16 protein-coding genes are annotated in these 16,510 nt (G+C 58.6%); 9 read left to right on the top strand and 7 right to left on the bottom strand.

Annotated elements, in window-relative coordinates; all coding sequences use genetic code 11:
- Positions 1 to 4: 4 nt before the first annotated feature.
- The 4 genes from NW814_RS09055 to NW814_RS09040 form a co-directional block, all read right to left on the bottom strand.
- On the bottom strand, positions 5 to 526 hold the full coding sequence (locus NW814_RS09055) for a PDZ domain-containing protein (protein ID WP_414395609.1): 522 nt from the start codon (positions 524 to 526) through the stop codon (positions 5 to 7).
- Positions 527 to 772: 246 nt separating this feature from the next.
- Positions 773 to 1,951 carry a sulfate adenylyltransferase gene (gene sat / locus NW814_RS09050; RefSeq protein ID WP_414406044.1) on the bottom strand — a complete coding sequence of 393 codons (1,179 nt, stop codon included), beginning with the start codon at positions 1,949 to 1,951 and terminating at the stop codon, positions 773 to 775.
- Between the two features lie 107 nt (positions 1,952 to 2,058).
- Positions 2,059 to 2,409, bottom strand: coding sequence for a hypothetical protein (locus NW814_RS09045; protein ID WP_414406043.1), 351 nt, complete (start codon positions 2,407 to 2,409; stop codon positions 2,059 to 2,061).
- A 110-nt stretch (positions 2,410 to 2,519) separates the two neighbouring features.
- Positions 2,520 to 3,302, bottom strand: coding sequence for a ParA family protein (locus NW814_RS09040; RefSeq protein ID WP_414406042.1), 783 nt, complete (start codon positions 3,300 to 3,302; stop codon positions 2,520 to 2,522).
- Positions 3,303 to 3,380: 78 nt separating this feature from the next.
- On the opposite strand from NW814_RS09040, the gene NW814_RS09035 reads away from it, so the two are divergent.
- The 4 genes from NW814_RS09035 (at position 3,381) to NW814_RS09020 (ending at position 7,422) form a co-directional block, all read left to right on the top strand.
- Positions 3,381 to 4,667, top strand: a complete 1,287-nt coding sequence (locus tag NW814_RS09035; protein ID WP_414406041.1) for a glucose-1-phosphate adenylyltransferase — start codon at positions 3,381 to 3,383, stop codon at positions 4,665 to 4,667.
- Positions 4,668 to 4,793: 126 nt separating this feature from the next.
- A complete protein-coding gene (locus NW814_RS09030; protein WP_414406040.1) occupies positions 4,794 to 6,566 on the top strand; it encodes an ABC1 kinase family protein in 1,773 nt (590 codons plus the stop codon).
- 38 nt (positions 6,567 to 6,604) lie between these two features.
- Positions 6,605 to 6,979 (top strand): hypothetical protein, encoded by a 375-nt coding sequence (locus NW814_RS09025; protein WP_414406039.1) that lies wholly within the window; start codon positions 6,605 to 6,607, stop codon positions 6,977 to 6,979.
- 116 nt (positions 6,980 to 7,095) lie between these two features.
- Positions 7,096 to 7,422 carry a YggT family protein gene (locus tag NW814_RS09020; protein WP_414406038.1) on the top strand — a complete coding sequence of 109 codons (327 nt, stop codon included), beginning with the start codon at positions 7,096 to 7,098 and terminating at the stop codon, positions 7,420 to 7,422.
- Between the two features lie 109 nt (positions 7,423 to 7,531).
- Here NW814_RS09020 and NW814_RS09015 read toward each other — a convergent pair whose 3' ends face one another.
- Positions 7,532 to 8,104, bottom strand: a complete 573-nt coding sequence (locus tag NW814_RS09015) for a Uma2 family endonuclease (RefSeq protein WP_414406037.1) — start codon at positions 8,102 to 8,104, stop codon at positions 7,532 to 7,534.
- A gap of 13 nt (positions 8,105 to 8,117) precedes the next feature.
- Entirely contained in the window at positions 8,118 to 8,690 is a 573-nt protein-coding gene (locus tag NW814_RS09010; RefSeq protein ID WP_414406036.1) for a Uma2 family endonuclease, read from the bottom strand.
- Positions 8,691 to 8,838: 148 nt separating this feature from the next.
- Between NW814_RS09010 and upp the strand changes: the two genes are divergently transcribed.
- Entirely contained in the window at positions 8,839 to 9,522 is a 684-nt protein-coding gene (gene upp / locus NW814_RS09005; protein ID WP_414406035.1) for a uracil phosphoribosyltransferase, read from the top strand.
- A 385-nt stretch (positions 9,523 to 9,907) separates the two neighbouring features.
- Positions 9,908 to 10,609: a tetratricopeptide repeat protein gene (locus NW814_RS09000; RefSeq protein WP_414406034.1), complete on the top strand. Its 702-nt coding sequence runs from the start codon at positions 9,908 to 9,910 to the stop codon at positions 10,607 to 10,609.
- 158 nt (positions 10,610 to 10,767) lie between these two features.
- Here NW814_RS09000 and NW814_RS08995 read toward each other — a convergent pair whose 3' ends face one another.
- Positions 10,768 to 11,694: a hypothetical protein gene (locus tag NW814_RS08995; protein WP_414406033.1), complete on the bottom strand. Its 927-nt coding sequence runs from the start codon at positions 11,692 to 11,694 to the stop codon at positions 10,768 to 10,770.
- Between the two features lie 493 nt (positions 11,695 to 12,187).
- Between NW814_RS08995 and NW814_RS08990 the strand changes: the two genes are divergently transcribed.
- From NW814_RS08990 to NW814_RS08980, 3 genes are read left to right on the top strand one after another with little or no spacing between them, the layout of a single operon-like run.
- Positions 12,188 to 12,475, top strand: coding sequence for a DUF2103 domain-containing protein (locus tag NW814_RS08990; protein WP_414406032.1), 288 nt, complete (start codon positions 12,188 to 12,190; stop codon positions 12,473 to 12,475).
- Between the two features lie 12 nt (positions 12,476 to 12,487).
- Positions 12,488 to 13,888, top strand: a complete 1,401-nt coding sequence (locus NW814_RS08985) for a TIGR03279 family radical SAM protein (protein ID WP_414406031.1) — start codon at positions 12,488 to 12,490, stop codon at positions 13,886 to 13,888.
- Between the two features lie 4 nt (positions 13,889 to 13,892).
- Entirely contained in the window at positions 13,893 to 16,433 is a 2,541-nt protein-coding gene (locus tag NW814_RS08980; RefSeq protein WP_414406030.1) for a UPF0182 family protein, read from the top strand.
- Positions 16,434 to 16,510 lie beyond the last annotated feature (77 nt).

Here is a 16,510-nt window from a genome sequence, read left to right as displayed (position 1 = left end):
CCGCTTACCGCTGCTGCAGCATCAGGGGGCGCAACACGCGGCCATCGCCCACCACCACCACTGTGGATAGAACCTGCCCGCCGCGCCGGAAGGTAATCGGTAGCCGCTGGCCCACAGGGGTGTTTTGGATGAGCTGCTGAACCTGCTGCACCGAGGTGACCCGCTGTCCGTCGACCCCGAGGAGAATGTCGCCCTGCGCCAGACCTGCTTGGTGGGCCGGTCCATTCTGGAGGAGGCCAACGACCCGTATCCCTTGCAGGCGAGGGGCAGGGCCAAACAGGCGGCGGCTAATGGCGCCTTGAGGTGCCTGTTCATCTACCGTTTCAATAGCCACCCCAATGAAGCCGTTACCTGCAAAGGAGGAGGCAGGCAACACTTCGAAGCTGTCAACCTCAACCGTGGGGCTGGAGAAGTTGTAGGCTTCAGCCCCAACCCAGTTACAGGGGTAGGCCAGAGCAGCCTCTGCCAGCAGGAGGGAGGCGGGCAGGGCGAGGGCAAGCCTGGAAAGAAGGGTTGATTTCTGCATAGGTTGACCCTGGAAACGGCAAAGAAAACACAGTTGCCTCCGCCGCGCGCTGGGGTCGAGCCACTAGCCCAGGGTAGGTAGCGGAAGGCTTAGGTGGGCAGCTTGCACCACCCTCCCCTCAGTGATAAACCCAAAATCGGCAACTGTCGATAGGCCAGGTCGTTAACCTCTGCAAAATCTGCCCCGTGCCTTCGAGCTCTCGGCTAGGTCTAGAATCCAGCGCCTGGGTGGTTTCCCACCAAGAGGCTAGGAGGAGCTGCGTTCTCGCATGGCCTCCACAAGGAGCTGGGCCACTTCGGGGCGGGAGAACTCCGGCGGCGGCACTTCGCCACGGCGCAGCATTTCCCGCACCTTGGTGCCCGAGAGGTGAATGCGCTGGTGGGGCTGGCTGGGACTGGTCTTGACCGTGGCCATGGTGCCCGTGACGGTGCAGTAGAAGGCGTGTTCAAACTTGAGGGGGATGATGCCCAGCTCCTCGGGTCGGAACTCGTCGAAAATGTGCTGGGCGTCATAGGGGCCGTAGTAGTTGCCTACCCCAGCGTGATCCCGGCCCACAATGAAATGGGTGCAGCCGTAGTTTTTGCGAACAAGGGCGTGGAAGATGGCTTCCCGCGGTCCTGCATAGCGCATGGCTGCAGGGTTAATGGCCAAGATCACCCGCTCTTTGGGGTAGTACTTTTCAATCAACACCTCATAGCAGCGCATGCGCACCTCGGCGGGAATGTCGTCGCTTTTGGTGGCTCCCACCAGCGGGTGGAGAAACAGGCCGTCCACAATTTCCAGAGCGCACTTCTGGATATACTCGTGGGCGCGATGGATGGGGTTGCGAGTCTGAAAACCGACAATCGTCTTCCACCCTCTTTCCCGAAACAGTTGCCGCGACCGAGCTGGATCAATCTGGTAGGCCGGAAAAAGGGGATGCGGATCCCGCTGCAGGAGCGTGACAGGGCCGGCTAGGTAAACGGATCCCTGTTCGTAGAGCACCTTCACCCCTGGGTGTTGTTCATCCGTAGTGCGGTAGACCTGCTGCGCCTCGCGGGTTTTGTCGTAGGTAAATTTCTCGGTCAGTTCCAACACGCCCAAAAGCTTGCCCTCAGCATTGGCTAGGGCCACGGTTTGCCCTTCCTTGAGCCCGGCAGCTATTTCCTCCGAAATTGGCAGCGTAATCGGCAGCGACCATGCCAGGCCGTTGGCCAAGTGCATTGTCTCCAAAACCGAATGGTAATCTTCCCGCCCCATAAAGCCCGTCAGCGGGCTGTAGCCCCCGATGGCAATCATCTCGAGATCCGATTGAGCCCGCTCGTCGAGGCGGATAACAGGGCAGTGTTGGGCCTTGGAGCGGAGCTCCTCCGCCTCCTCAGGCGAGGCAATGCGGTTAATTAGAGTACCTCCGTGGGGTGGAATGGCATCGCCAGAAACCGTCATCTTTGCCTGGGACGCAGTCATAGCGTAAAGACAGGGATCCCTAACCATACACCCCCCTTCCCCTGGGTGCAATACCCAACTGTTTGGGCAGGGGATCCCAGCGGGGCCTAGTCCAGCATGTAGGGGGGCATGTCTTCGTCGGTGGGGGACACATTGTCAAAGATAGGCCGATTGAGGATCTTCTTGGGTGCCTGCAGGGGGGAGGCAGAGGTTTGGGGCTTAACCGGCAGCGTGGCCTGCCCTTGGCGGCTTTGCAGTTCCTGGATGGTTTTGGCCCGCTCATCTGCCACTGCCTGGAGTTGGGCCAGTGCCTTTTGCAATTCGTCGCGGTGGGCTGTGACTTGCTCGAGTTGAGCCTGTAGGCTGGAGATTTTGTTTTGGTATTCCTGAAGCTGCCGTTGGGCCTCCGCCAACTGGCCTTTGAGGGCTTCGAGTTCCGACGTTTCTGCGGTAGACATTGCCGTTTCCTCACGTCCAGGGGTGGAGGGGGAGTCTGACTTTACTTTGCGCCGGGCGGGGCGGCGGGGGGCTCCTCCCGCACGAGAAAACAAGCTACGCTCAGATCCAGTCACAGGAGCACCTCACGTTCAACAAACTGCAGCAGGCGCCCACACACGGCCGCCCCGGGCCGATAGTCCATGACCGTCAGGCCATAATCAAAAGCTGTGCGCAAGTCGCTACTATCTGGAATGGTAACGGGTGAGAGCACATCCGCAAAAATCTGTTGCGCTTGCACGTACAACTGTCCAGTGTGAGATCCCGACCAAATGCCGCCGGGCAGGTAGCGGTCGTCCAACATGGTCAGGACAGCGCGGGCCTGGCTCAGCTCGCCCTTGAGGGTCTCGATATAGCGCAGGGTCTCTTCTGTGCAGGAGAAGTCGGCGCGGTTGAGCCGTGTCGGGATCAACACCCGCTGGGCTGCCCGCAAAGCATTGGCGGTGAGGGCATTCAGCTCCCCTGGCGTGTCGAGAAAGATAAAGTCGTACTCCGACAGCAAGGGATCCAGTTGACGCTGGAGGAGGTTTTGGCCCGCCTCCCCGGCAGCCGCTAGCTGGGCTGCCACTTCGGCCATGGTGCGGTGGGAGGGCGCCACATCCACTCCCTTGTCGGTGCAATAGATGACTTCCTCCAGAGGCCGCTGGTGGTGAGGGTGGAGGCTAGCCCAAACGGTCTCCTCTGGGGGAAGGGATCCGGCCTCTTCGAGGTAAAAGCTGCTGGCGGTGGTTTGGGAGGTGAGATCGACTAGCAGAACGGCGTGGCCCCGCTGGGCCGTCAACTGGGCCGCGTGGACGCAGAGGGTGGACTTGCCAGTGCCGCCCTTGTTGTTGGTAAAGGCCAGGATGCGTGCCATCAGCTTCCCCAGGGCCGTTGCAGCCGCTTCCCCTCACCGCGGTCTATGCTATTGGGTGTAACCTGGTGGAGAACCACCATGCGCGATGTACTGGCAATTATCCTAGGCGGTGGGCGGGGCACCCGCCTCTATCCTCTAACCAAGCGCCGCGCCAAGCCGGCTGTACCTCTAGCAGGCAAGTATCGCCTTATCGACGTTCCGGTTAGCAACTGTATCAATTCCGATATCGGTAAGATCTACGTCCTCACGCAGTTCAACTCCGCCTCGCTAAACCGCCACATCATCAACACCTACCGCCTGTCTCCCTTCACCGGCGGCTTTGTAGATATCCTAGCGGCCCAGCAAACCCCCGATAACCCCGACTGGTTCCAGGGCACGGCTGACGCCGTCCGCCAATATCTCTGGCTGATGGACTCCTGGAAGCCGCGGGACTTCCTCATCCTCTCTGGGGATCACCTCTACCGCATGGACTACCGCCCCTTTATTCATTATCACCGGCAAACTGGAGCGGATGTGACGCTGGCGGTGCTCCCCTGTGAGGAAAAAGTGGCCTCCAGCTTTGGCTTGCTCAAGATTGACGCCGAGGGGCGTGTGATCGATTTCAAGGAAAAGCCGCAAGGGGAGCTGCTAGAAGCCTGCCGAGTCGATACCCAAGTCCTCGGCCTCAGCCCAGAAGAGGCGAAAGCCAAGCCTTACATCGCTTCTATGGGCATTTATGTGTTCAAGCGGGAAGCTTTGATCGAGATGCTGCAGGTGAAGGAGCACACCGACTTCGGCAAAGAAGTGCTGCCGGCAGCCATCGGCAAGTACCACCTGCAGGCCTACCCCTTCAAGGGCTACTGGGAGGACATCGGCACCATCGAGGCCTTCTATCGGGCCAACCTGGCCTTGGTGCAGCAGCCCAACCCGCCCTTCAGCTTCTTCGACAGGGACATGCCCATCTACACCCGCCCGCGCTTTTTGCCTCCCAACAAGATCCTCGACTCCCACATTGTCAACTCCATGATTGCCGACGGCTGCATCATCAAAAACGCCCAAATTCGCAACTCCATCATCGGCATTCGCAGCCGCATAGAGGCCAATGCCGTTATCGAAAACACCCTGGTCATGGGGGCCGACTACTACGAGTCGGCAGAAGAGCGGCAGGCCAAGCTGGAGGCCGGGATCCCGCCGGTGGGCATCGGGCCCAACTCCCACATTGCCAACGCCATTGTGGACAAGAACGCCCGCATTGGCCGCAACGTCCGCATCATCAACAAAGATCACGTCACCGAAGCCCAGCGGGAAGAGGAAGGAATCTGGATTAGCAACGGCATTGTCACCATCATCAAGGACTCGGTGATCCCGGACAACACCGTCATCTAAGCAAGGTCGTGGCTGCAGCGGGCCGAAGCTAAAGAGGTGCTGTTAAAGAAAGTGAAGAAAAATCAGGTAACTTTTGCCATTACGATAGGTATTGCTCGTTTAAGACGACTGTGAGATCCCTGGAGCGTGCCTAACCAGATTGTCTCTGTTGCTGACCTAGAAGTTTACGATCCGCAGGTTATTGCCCGTTACTACCGCTGGCGTCTGCCCCAAGTGGTGGCGCGGGCACTGGCCATCCTTGGCCCTCTCTTGTGGTTTGTTCTCTGCCTGCGCTGGGATCAGCTCTGGGGGCAGGGCAATCGCAAGGTGCCCCAGCGTGCGGCGCAGCTGCGCAAACTGCTCACCGACCTGGGGCCAACGTTCATCAAGGTAGGGCAGGCCCTCTCCACCCGGCCCGACTTGGTGCGCAAAGACTACTTGGAGGAGCTGACCAAGCTGCAGGATCAACTGCCCAGCTTTCCTTCAGAGGAGGCGTTTGCCTGCATTGAGGCGGAGCTGGGCCGTCCAATTGCCGAGATTTACGCCCAGATCTCGCCCGAGCCGGTGGCTGCGGCCAGCCTGGGCCAGGTTTACAAGGCGCAGTTGCACAGCGGCGAATGGGTGGCGGTCAAGGTGCAGCGGCCTCACCTGCGGGAGCGGCTGAGCCTGGATCTCTACCTCATCCGCTGGGCCTCCACCTGGCTGGGCCCTTGGTTGCCCCTCAACCTGGGCAACACCTTGACAGCAGTGGTAGACGAGTTTGGCCGCAAGCTCTTTGAGGAGATTGACTACCTCCAGGAAGGACGGAACTGCGAGCGCTTTGCTGAATACTTTCGCGACGATCCCGATGTGTATGTGCCGCGCATCTTCTGGGCCTACAGCACCCGCCGCGTGTTGACCCTGGAGTGGATTGACGGCATCAAGCTCACCGATGTGGAGCGCATTCGGGCCGCCAACTTGGAGGTGAAACGATTGGTGCGCATCGGTGTGGTAGCCGGCCTAAAGCAGTTGCTGGAATACGGCTTTTTCCACGCCGATCCCCACCCGGGCAACCTGTTTGCCCTGCCGGATGGCCGCCTGGCCTACATCGACTTCGGCATGATGGACCAGCTCACCGACCAGATGAAGGAGTACCTGGTGGATGCGCTGGTCCACCTGGTGGATCGCGACTACAACGCCCTGATTGACGATTTCATTCACCTGGGCTTTTTACAGCCGGATGTAGATCGGCAAGAGCTGCTCCCTGCTCTAGAAACGGTGTTGGCGGATGTGCTGAGGCAGGAGGTGGCTAACTTCAACTTCAAAACCGCCACCGACCAGTTCTCCGATTTGATGTACCGCTACCCCTTCCAGGTGCCCTCCCACTTTGCCTTGGTGATCCGCTCTTTGGTTACCCAGGAGGGGGTGGCCCTCAGTCTCTATCCGCAGTTTCGCATCGTCGGCGTGGCCTATCCCTACGTGGCCAAGCGCCTGCTGACCGATGAATCCCCTCGTATTCGCCAGCGGCTGTTGCAAGTGCTGATTAAGGATGGCAAGTTCCGCTGGAACCGCCTGGAGAACCTGCTTCAAGTTGCCCGCAGCGATGGTGGGCTGGATTGGATCCCTGCTGCCCGCATGGGCTTGCGCTATCTCATGTCGGAGGAAGCACGGGAGCTACGCCGCCAGCTAATCCTCTCGCTTACAGAAGATGATCGCCTGCACTTCGAGGAGTTGCAGCGGCTGTGGCGGGTAGTCAGCCCTGACTTGTCACTAGCTCACCTTTGGCAAGCCGCTCTAGCCTCCTTGCCCTTGACCAACAGACTGGAGGCCATCTTGGCCGGGTTGAGGGAGCAGATGCAAGATTACCTGGAAAATTTGAGCCAATGGCGACTCCCCCAGCTCTGGCCTCGTTTGCTGGCAGGGGCGGGGCAAGAGAGCTAGAACGGAAGAAGGGAGACTCAATTGACTGGGACGCAAGCGTGGCAGATCGGCAGAGTGATTTCATTGCTGGTGTGGTAACGGGGGCTGTGGTGGGAGGGATCCTCGGCGGGATCCTTGGGCTTGTGCTCGCCCCCAAGCTAGGTAAGGAATCCGCTGAAGGTCAAGGCCGGGATCCCGAGCGCCTCGACGGCACCGCCACTAGCCCTGAATGCCCCCGCTCTCGAGGGCTGGGGAAAGCAACGGAGTCCAGCTTGAGGAGCTGGAGGGAGTGGGAGCAGGAGGCAGAACGGATTGCCCAAGTTCGCCGCACCCTCGAAGCCAAAATTGCCGAGCTCAACGAGGCCATTCAGGCCACGCGGGCCCAATTGCTCATCAAGGAAACCTCCTCCCAAGCTGTGGAGGAAAAGTCTTGAGCAAAGGATCCCTGCCCATGCCAAACTAGAGGCGGCAGAGGTTCTGCCGGCGCTACCCTAAGCCGACTGCTCTGCCGATAAGCTGTGGATGAGTCCTTTCCCCCTTTTCCAGTCATATGCTTAGCCACGTGTTGTCCTCTCTTGCTGGCCTAGACGACCTCCCTCTGGGGTTGGTCTACAGCGGTGCAGTCTCTTTGCTGTTTCGCTCCCTTTACCAGTTCATCGTCATCTACAACGCCCTGCTGATCGTGCGGATTTTGCTAAGCTGGTTCCCGCAACTGAACTGGTCTAACCCTATCCTGTCGGTGCTTAGCCAGCTTACGGATCCCTATCTCAACCTCTTCCGCGGCATTATTCCCCCCATCGGCGGCTTGGACTTCTCCCCCTGGTTGGCCTTCCTCTTGCTGAGTTTTGCCCTACAGGTGGTGGGCCAGTTTGCCTAGTTGCTGGGCCAGCAAGGCGCTGGGCTTTCTCGGGCTCATCCAGTTCTTGCATTTCCCGCCCGATAGGTGCCAGCACGTTCGAGGTTGCCGACGCCCATGGGCAGGCCAGTCATTCCCAGATTAAGGTGAGATCGGCAACGAAGCCGGGGAGGACGGGATCCCCTTCTAGGGAGGTGGGCCGCTCTAGAACCTGGACAGGCTGGCCTGGACGGTAGACGTAGACCCTTTGGCTTTCCGGGTCAATCAGCCAGCCCAGTTGGGAGCCGTTTTCGAGGTACTCCTGCAGCTTGGCCTGCAAAGTGGCCAGGTCATCACTCGGGGAGCGCAGTTCCAGGACAAAGTCTGGACAAAGGGGTGCAAAGCGGCGCCGCTGCTCTGGAGTCAGCTGCTGCCAGCGCTCCCTGGCAACCCAGGCGGCATCAGGAGAGCGAATGGCCCCGTTGGGCAGGGCAAAACCCGTGGAGGAGTCGAATACAAGTCCTAAGTTTGTGCGTCGGTTCCACTGCCAGAGCTGGCCCAGCAGGTCGGCATTGCGAAGTCCGCTCTCACTGCCGACGGGGGCCATGGCCACTAGCTCCCCTTGGGCAGTCCGCTCCAAGCGCAGCTCAGGATTCTGCCGGCAGAGCTGTTCAAAAACTTCATCCGTCAACTCCAGGCTGGGTCGCAGGTTAAGGGCAATCATAAGCGGTTAGGAACTATTCCCAGACGAGGTTGAGATCGGCAACGAAGCCGGGGAGGACGGGATCCCCTTCTAGGGAGGTGGGCCGCTCTAGAACCTGGACAGGCTGGCCTGGACGGTAGACGTAGACCCTTTGGCTTTCCGGGTCAATCAGCCAGCCCAGTTGGGAGCCGTTTTCGAGGTACTCCTGCAGCTTGGCCTGCAAAGTGGCCAGGTCATCACTCGGGGAGCGCAGTTCCAGGACAAAGTCTGGACAAAGGGGTGCAAAGCGGCGCCGCTGCTCTGGAGTCAGCTGCTGCCAGCGCTCCCTGGCAACCCAGGCGGCATCGGGAGAGCGAATGGCCCCGTTGGGCAGGGCAAAGCCGGCAGAAGCATCGAAGGCTACGCCAAGCTGAGTTTGGTGGTTCCATTGCCAGAGTTGGGCGCTGAGGCTCAAGTTTTGGCGACTGCTTTCACTGCCGACGGGGGCCATGGCCACTAGCTCCCCTTGGGCAGTGCGCTCCAAGCGCAGCTCAGGATTTTGCCGACAGAGCTGTTCAAAAACTTCATCCGTCAACTCCAGGCTGGGCCGCAAGTTGAGGGAGATCATCCCGTCCCACTAGCGCGAACAGAAGATTTGAGGAGGCGCTGGCGCTATTGTAACTAAACGCGGCGAGGAAGCCAGAGGAAAAGCTGGCAGCTGGGGAACGGCGGGGAAGGCTAAGAAGAAGGCTTGCCTCCTACCCCTGCAAGCCGCTATGCTACCGCCCAGGTTGAGGCATCCTCCGGTGGCAAGTCAGCAACTGCGGGTTTACGTCCCTCCCCATCCCCTCATCAAGCACTGGCTAGCCGTGGCCCGCGATAGAGAGACCCCCATGCCTCTTTTTCGCACGGCTTTGGTGGAGCTGGGCCGCTGGCTGACCTACGAGGCGATGCGGGAGTGGATCCCGACCCAAGCGGTGCAGGTGCAAACTCCTCTGGAAGCTGCGGCAGCAGAAGTTATCGCCCCCAACACGCCGCTAGCCATCGTGCCCATTTTGCGGGCTGGCCTGGCCATGCTGGAAGGCTGTCAGGCCCTCTTGCCCCAGGCACGGATTTTTCATGTGGGCTTGGTGCGGGACGAGGAGACGCTGCAGGTGAGTTGTTACCTCAACCGCCTGCCAGAGCGGATTCCAGATCAGATGCGCATTCTCATCCCTGAGCCAATGTTGGCCACGGGGGGTACCTTGCTGTGGGTTTTGGATGAGCTGAAAAGACGGGGAGCGGATCCCAGCTTGGTGAGGATTGTCAGCGTCTTGGCCGCGCCGCCAGGGCTGCAGCGACTGGGATCCCATTACCCAATGGTGCAAGTTTTCTGCGCCATGATCGACGAGCGGCTAAACGACCGGGGGTTTATCCTGCCCGGGCTAGGGGATGCTGGGGATCGCGCTTTTGGCACTTGAGTTCCGTTGCTGCTTGCCCAAGAGGTTCCGATTTGGGGACTGAACAGCTCCGGAGTTGGCAGCGGCCACGGGGATCCCTTGGTGAAGAACCAGAACGGGCGCAACAGCGTGAGTACAGCGAGATTTTTAGCTATTTCGGGGATCTAGCCACCCTAAAGGCAGCCCTTGCCCACCAGGAGGCCCCAGCCAGCCCTTCGCACTGGTATCTCAATCTGGCCTTTTTGCGCTGGATCGAGTGGAAAGTCGTGCTTCCCAGTCTAATTGCGGATAGTCTCTGGAGTGAGGCCGTTGCCTCGGTGGGCCTGGGATCCAGTTCGCTTCCTTTCCCGGCCGTGAGGGGTGGAACAAGTGGTGTTGAGGTGGCTGGAGGAAACCGATCATGGTGATGAATAGGCAACAAACCGGTGGACAGGCTGCTCCCTGGGGCCTGAGTTCAGTAGTATGCCTGCTGGGTTTGGCGGTGGGCCTGCCTGCCTATGCGCAGCCGCCTATGAATTTGCTCACCGGCGAGCCAACGGTGGCCCAACTCAAGGAAGATGCAGCTCGTTACCTGCAGATGGGCTTTTACACCTTAGCCATCAACGCCTACCGGGCCGCCCTTGAACTAGAAGACAAAGCCCAAGTGCTTCCCAGGGAGCGGGATCCTGACGTGCCCTTTAACCTCGGCTTGATCTACGCCCGCCAAGGCAAGCTGGCAGAGGCGCGAGCCGCCTTCCAACGCTCAGTGGAGGTGGATCCCACTAGCTTTAAGGCCCGCTACCAGTTGGCGCTGGTGGATCTTAAGTTAGGGAACCTGGTGGCGGCCAAGGAGCAGCTTACCCTCTTGGCCCATGCTGCCCGCAGCAACCCCGAAACCTACAGCCACATTCAATCCCTGCTGGCCCCCTTGGAGTCGATCCCTCTGCCTGGCCAACAGACCAACGACCTCCCTTCTCCTCTAGCCGTCGATTCGGAAGCAGGCAAACTTTCGCCCGAACCCGAGAAAAACAAAACAGCTCCTCTGCCGGTAGCAACCCCAGAAAAGCAGTCGGAAGAGGAGAAGCCTCTTTCTGCCCTGCAGCGGCTGCGCCGGGAGGAGAGGGACTAGATCCCTTTCTGTCAGCAAGCGGTTGGGGACAGACAGAGCTACGGCCTGGGAAGAAGAGCCAGCCATACTCAGAGAGCTGTTGGGACGGCAGCTTTCTCCAGTGTGGCTGATACTTAGGACGGGGTTAAAGCAGCAATAGAATCCCCCTGGCATTGATCCTAGGCCGGCAGGAGGAGCAAAATCTTGGAGTCCTGATCCTCAGACGAGCTTTTTGGCGGCAAAACCAGATCTTGCCATTCCCGGAAGCTAAGGCCAAGCCGAACCATTTCATTGATTTCGTGTCTGTAGCCTTCCAATCTTCTGTGCAATTCAATCATGGACTGGGCAGCCGCTATAACTTGATTAGCTCGAGACATCAAACCGAGGATGACTTCTCTCCGAGCGCCAGTGTTCCACGGCATGCGATCCCATAACGTCCATTCTACTCCAACCAAAGATGGGGCAACGAGGGCAAGGATAGCATTCCTAGATCTTAGCGGTATGCTATCAGTCCAGGATTCGATGCTACATCTGTTGAAAATAGCTGTGCGTATATGTTCATCAAACAGCTTATCTACATTTGACTCAGCCGTTACATACTTAAGAATTTCCAAAATGCTTGACGGTCTAACTCCTTGACAGGCACTGTGAAGATATCCTGAAGGATCTTCAAAAAGAAGCTTGACGTACTTCCTAATACGAGGTTTCAGAATCTCCTCGGCCTCAGCCAAGCGCTTAAGAGCCATCTCGTGCTCTTCAAGCTCTAAGTAACACTTAGTCTCTGTAACATAGACTAAAGATAGGATTAAGATGTACTCACGGGACAAAATACAGTTACCTTCATTCCAGTCAGAATCCCAAGCAGCTTGATAATAGTGCTCAGCCTCAAGTAAGGGTTGAATGACCTCGCTCACCAGCCGCCTCCTGCTGGACGAAGAAGACATCTTTAGAGCTATTTCTGCAACTTCAATCGCAGACCTAGTTTTAGCAAAGATCGATCTGTCTATTTTATTCTTGATTTCAGAGATGGAGGCCTGAAGATTTTGGATCCGTGAATCAATTTGATTAAGCTTGGAGATGACGACTGCAAAGCCTATGGCAGACAAACCCAAGTTAGCTAGACCAAGAGCGGTGTTGAATTAAGTCAAGCCTAAGATGGTATTCAGTGTATTCCCGATATCGATTAATTTTAGGTTAATTTGTCCCAACTGAATGTTGGCAATAATCCCGTTGACAATGTCCAACCCGGGAATTCATTTACCAATGCTATCTGCAAGTGTCAGGCCTCCAGTTTCTCTCAGCCAGGCTACCACCCGCTTAGAAGCCACTTCTCTCACAACACCGCCTATGCGCTCATAGGTGCCATCTTGCAGGCCTTTCAGGATGGCTTCGGGAATGTCTAGGATGACTTACTCAGCAACCATAAATCAGCAGCTCCTTGTCCTTGGTGCCATCAGACTAGCACAAAGAAAACCTTCTGAAAGTACTTGTACTTAAAAGTTTGCTAAAGCTTGAGGGAGGCCAGTCTCTTTGTTCTCAGTCGCAAAGGCGAGAGCCTATCATGGAAGTCTAGCCTCTCCTTACCGTTAGTCTGCCACTATGTCTGAGCCTTCTGGTCGCTTAGTTTGGAACCATTCCACTCACATCTCTGGCTTGATCCCTGTTCTGGAGCGCTTAACCCGACAACCCGGCATTAAAACTGTAACGCCAGGTGCCTTATCTTGCGCTCGCGGGCGGATCCCGCAGTTGCAGTTGCGGGTTTCTGTGCCCATTCGAGGTGGGTACAAGTTAGTTGCCCGCAAAGGCAGCAGCGTGCAGGAGGTCTTTGTGGTTACCGACCTCAGCCAGTCGGAGCTGGAAGCAGCGATTCGCCGCTGTTTAGAGTAGGTTTGAGTTCTCTTGGCAACGCAGTCCCGCCTTGGGCGCGCTATGTCCCGCGCTAGCGTCAAGCCCGCCCGTATCAGCGCCGTCCTGCCCGGATCCCTGGCGGCAAAGGCAGGCATTCAACCGGGGGAGGCGCTGGTGAGCATCAATGGCGAGCGGCCCCGCGACCTCATTGACTATCGCTTCCTCATTGCTGAGGAATATCTCTGCCTGGAGATCCTGGACAGCCAAGGAATCCCGCGCACGGTTGAGCTGGAAAAAGACATTGACGAGGATCTGGGGCTGGAGTTTGAGACGGCTTTGTTCGATGGCCTCATCCAATGCAACAACGCCTGCCCCTTTTGCTTTATCGACCAACAGCCCCCTGAGATGCGGGCAACCTTGCATCTCAAAGACGACGACTACCGCCTCAGCTTTCTCTACGGCAGCTACCTCACCCTCACCAACCTGACCGCTCCCGAGTGGGAGCGCATTGCCCGCCTGCGCCTTTCTCCTCTTTATGTGTCGGTACATGCCACCGAGCCGGAGCTGCGCAGCCGCCTGCTCAAAAACCCCCGCGCCGGCCTCATCCTGGAGCAGTTGGCCTGGTTTCGCCAACACCGCCTGCAACTGCATGCCCAGGTGGTGGTCTGCCCAGGCTGGAACGATGGGGAGCACCTCACCCGCACGCTCTTGGATCTAGCCGCTTTTCGTCGGCCAGAAGAAGGGATCCCAACCGTCCTCTCGGCGGCAGTGGTGCCAGTGGGGCTGACCCGCTTTCGCCCCCCCAATGATGAGCTGATCCCGGTGGATGCTGCCAAGGCGGCGGAGGTGATCGATCAGGTGGAAGCGCTACAGGCGCAGTTTCGGCAAGAGTTGGGATCCACCTTTGCCTGGCTAGCCGATGAGTGGTATCTGCTGGCGGGTCGGGAATTGCCGCCGGAAAAGCACTACGAAGATTACCCCCAACTGGGCAACGGGGTGGGATCCCTGCGGCTTTTTCTCAGCCAATTCGAGCAGCTCAAACTGCCGCTGGAGATCCCTGCTCCTCTCAAATTGCTTTGGGTGGTGGGCAATGCGGTGGAGCGAGCCTTCCAGCCTGTGGTAGAGCGGATGAACCGCATCCACAGGTTGCAGTTACATCTTTTGCCCCTTGCCAGCCAATTCTGGGGACAAACCCTGACGGTAACCGGGCTGCTGACAGGGCAGGACATCCTCAACGCCTTGAAATCGGTTGAGAACCTGGCAAGTTACGACGGCCTGCTTCTGCCCCAGATTACCCTCAAGGATGGGGAGCGCTTCCTAGATGACCTCACCTGGCAAGACCTGCAAGCCCAGGCTGGGATCCCGGTGGTGCGGGTGGATGGTGGTCCAGCGGGCTTGTTGGAGGCGGTGCAGCAGCTAGGATCGAGGGCAAGTTTGAACAAGCTGCCATGAAGCCATGCAACGGCTGCGGCGAGGCGTGCTCCTGCTGCTCTGGGCGGGGCTAGGGATCCTGGCCATTACGGCCTTGGCCTCTTTCTACGTCGATCTGGCCTGGTTTGCCGAACTGAACGCCCTGCCAGTGCTCTGGACACGGGTATTTGCCCGCTGGGGGCTGGGCCTAGGCGCCTTTGTCTTTGCCCTGGCAGTGGTAGGAGTCAACATCCGCGCCTGCTGGCGGGGAGCAGACCCAGCCTGGGCCTGGGCCATTGCGCTGGGCCTGAGCGGCTGCTTGGCCTGGTTTCTTTCCCAGCACTGGTTTACGCTGCTGCTTTGGCTGCACCAAGTGCCTGTGGGGGAGTCGGATCCAATCTTTAACCGCGATCTGGGCTTTTTTCTTTTCAGCTTGCCCTTTTGGGAAAAGCTCCAGCACTGGTGCTTCAACCTGGTGCTATTGACCTTGGTTGCCGTTGCTCTCATCTACTTTGTGGAGCTGGGACTCTCGGAACAGCGGCTGACGCTGGCCCTTTCCCTGTTTGCCCAGCGGCACTTGCTCATCCTGGGGGGAGCTCTGTTTTTGCTTCGGGCCTGGGGCCACTGGCTGGAGCGCTACAAGTTACTCTACTCCACCCGCGGCGTGGTTTTTGGAGCCGGTTTTACCGATGTGCACGCCACTTTGCCAGCTACCACTTTGATGAGTGGGGTGGCTTTTCTAACTGCCCTTGGCTTCTGGGCCTTGGCCCGCCAAGGGATCCGCCTCAACCTTCCCTTGTTCAAATCCTGGTGCCCCCCCTGGGCCAGCTCCCTACTGGCGCCAGCTCTGCTGTGGGGAGCCTACCTGGGGTTTGGGTTACTAACTACCCGGCTTTACCCCCACTTGGTGCAGACCTTCTTGGTTACCCCCAACGAGCTGGAGCTGGAACGCCCCTACCTCGAGCACAACATCCGTTTTACCCGCGCCGGCTTTGGCTTAACCCAGGTGGAGGTCAAGCCCTTCCCGGAGGAGGGATCCCTTACCTGGGAGATCCTGCAGCAGAATCAATCTACCCTGAGCAACGTGCGCCTTTGGGATGCGGAGCCCTTGTTGGCCACCTACCGCCAACTCCAGGAGATCCGCCCCTACTACCAGTTTCCCTATGTGGATGTGGATCGCTACCGCATAGGGGGAGAGCTGCGCCAAGTCATGCATGCAGCACGCGAGCTGGACTTTGCCCAGGTACCGCCAGCGGCCCAAACTTGGGTTAACCGGCGCTTTTTCTACACCCACGGCTATGGCCTCACCCTCAGCCCAGTTAACGTGGTTACTCCGGAGGGGCTGCCAGACTTTTTTCTGGCAGATATCCCACCGCGGATTTCCCCGCGCTACCCGGAGGTAGCGGAGGTGCTGCAGGTGGATCAGCCGGCCCTCTACTACGGCGAGCTAACCACCACCGAGGTGTTTGTCGGCGCAGAGGCAAGGGAGCTGGACTACCCTGCTGCCGACCACTACGTCTACAGCAGCTACCGCGGCACAGGGGGTGTCCCCATTCCTCACCTTTGGCAGCGCTTTCTCTATGCCTGGCACTTCCGGGATCTGCGCATTCTCCTCAGCCGTGAGCTTTCCCCCAACACCCGCTTTCTCTACCGCCGCCAAATCCGCGAGCGGGTGCGCCAGGTGATGCCCTTTTTGCTCTACGACCAGGATCCCTACCTGGTGATTCAAGGTGGTAAGCTCTACTGGTTTTTCGACGCCTACACCACCAGCAGCCACTACCCCTACTCCGAGTACCTGCCTGACTTTCCCTTCAACTACATCCGCAACTCCGTCAAGGCGGTGCTGGATGCCTACAACGGCAGCATCAACTGGTACATAGCTGACCCTCAGGATCCTCTCATCCAAGCCTACGCCCGCATCTACCCCACGCTGTTCAAGCCCCTGGAGGCCATGCCGGAGCCGCTGCGGCAGCACCTCCGCTACCCCCAGGATCTCTTCCGACTGCAGGCCCAGCAATTTGCCACCTACCACATGACAGATCCCCGCCTTTTCTACAACCGGGAAGACCAGTGGCAGATCCCCAACCAATTCCGCAAGGGACGGCGCCTCCCCATGCAGCCCCAGTACCTCATCCTCACCTTGCCGGAGGAGCGGCAAAAGGGATCCCCCAACGAACCTGAGTTCGTCTTGCTCTCTCCCTTCACCCCCCTCAACAAGCAAAACATGGTGGCTTGGATGGCCGCCCGCTGCGATGGGGAAAACTACGGCAAGTTGCTGGTGTATGAGTTCTCCAAGCAGCGTCTCATCTACGGCCCGGAGCAGGTGGAGGCGCGGGTGAACCAGGATCCCGCCATTTCCGAGCAAATTGCCCTCTGGAATGAACATGGGTCGCGGGTTAACCTGGGTACCCTGCTGGTTATCCCCATCGAGACCTCCCTTCTCTATGTCCAGCCTCTCTACCTGGAGGCGGAACAGAGCCGCCTGCCTCAGCTTACCCGGGTCATCGCCGCCTACGAAGACCGGGTGGTCATGGAGCCAACCCTCGCCCAGGCTCTAGAAGCCCTCTTCTCCCCCACTCTCCGCTAAGCCAGGATTTGCTGAGGGAGAGTTGACAGAACTTAACGGTTGGATTAAGGTTAGGTTGTCCATCTTCGCACTTCCAC

The sequence above is a fragment of the Synechococcus sp. R65.1 genome (genome assembly GCF_047461755.1).
Classification (GTDB): Bacteria; Cyanobacteriota; Cyanobacteriia; order Thermostichales; family Thermostichaceae; genus Thermostichus.
This window is presented reverse-complemented; position numbering and strand designations above follow the sequence as displayed.

Coding starts and splice junctions, on each gene's coding strand:
- NW814_RS09055 (WP_414395609.1), bottom strand. CDS start 526: ATGCAGAAATCAACCCTTCTTTCCAGGCTTGCCCTCGCCCTGCCCGCC.
- sat (WP_414406044.1), bottom strand. CDS start 1,951: ATGACGGTTTCTGGCGATGCCATTCCACCCCACGGAGGTACTCTAATT.
- NW814_RS09045 (WP_414406043.1), bottom strand. CDS start 2,409: ATGTCTACCGCAGAAACGTCGGAACTCGAAGCCCTCAAAGGCCAGTTG.
- NW814_RS09040 (WP_414406042.1), bottom strand. CDS start 3,302: ATGGCACGCATCCTGGCCTTTACCAACAACAAGGGCGGCACTGGCAAG.
- NW814_RS09035 (WP_414406041.1), top strand. CDS start 3,381: ATGCGCGATGTACTGGCAATTATCCTAGGCGGTGGGCGGGGCACCCGC.
- NW814_RS09020 (WP_414406038.1), top strand. CDS start 7,096: ATGCTTAGCCACGTGTTGTCCTCTCTTGCTGGCCTAGACGACCTCCCT.
- NW814_RS09015 (WP_414406037.1), bottom strand. CDS start 8,104: ATGATTGCCCTTAACCTGCGACCCAGCCTGGAGTTGACGGATGAAGTT.
- NW814_RS09010 (WP_414406036.1), bottom strand. CDS start 8,690: ATGATCTCCCTCAACTTGCGGCCCAGCCTGGAGTTGACGGATGAAGTT.
- upp (WP_414406035.1), top strand. CDS start 8,839: ATGCTACCGCCCAGGTTGAGGCATCCTCCGGTGGCAAGTCAGCAACTG.
- NW814_RS09000 (WP_414406034.1), top strand. CDS start 9,908: ATGAATAGGCAACAAACCGGTGGACAGGCTGCTCCCTGGGGCCTGAGT.
- NW814_RS08990 (WP_414406032.1), top strand. CDS start 12,188: ATGTCTGAGCCTTCTGGTCGCTTAGTTTGGAACCATTCCACTCACATC.
- NW814_RS08980 (WP_414406030.1), top strand. CDS start 13,893: ATGCAACGGCTGCGGCGAGGCGTGCTCCTGCTGCTCTGGGCGGGGCTA.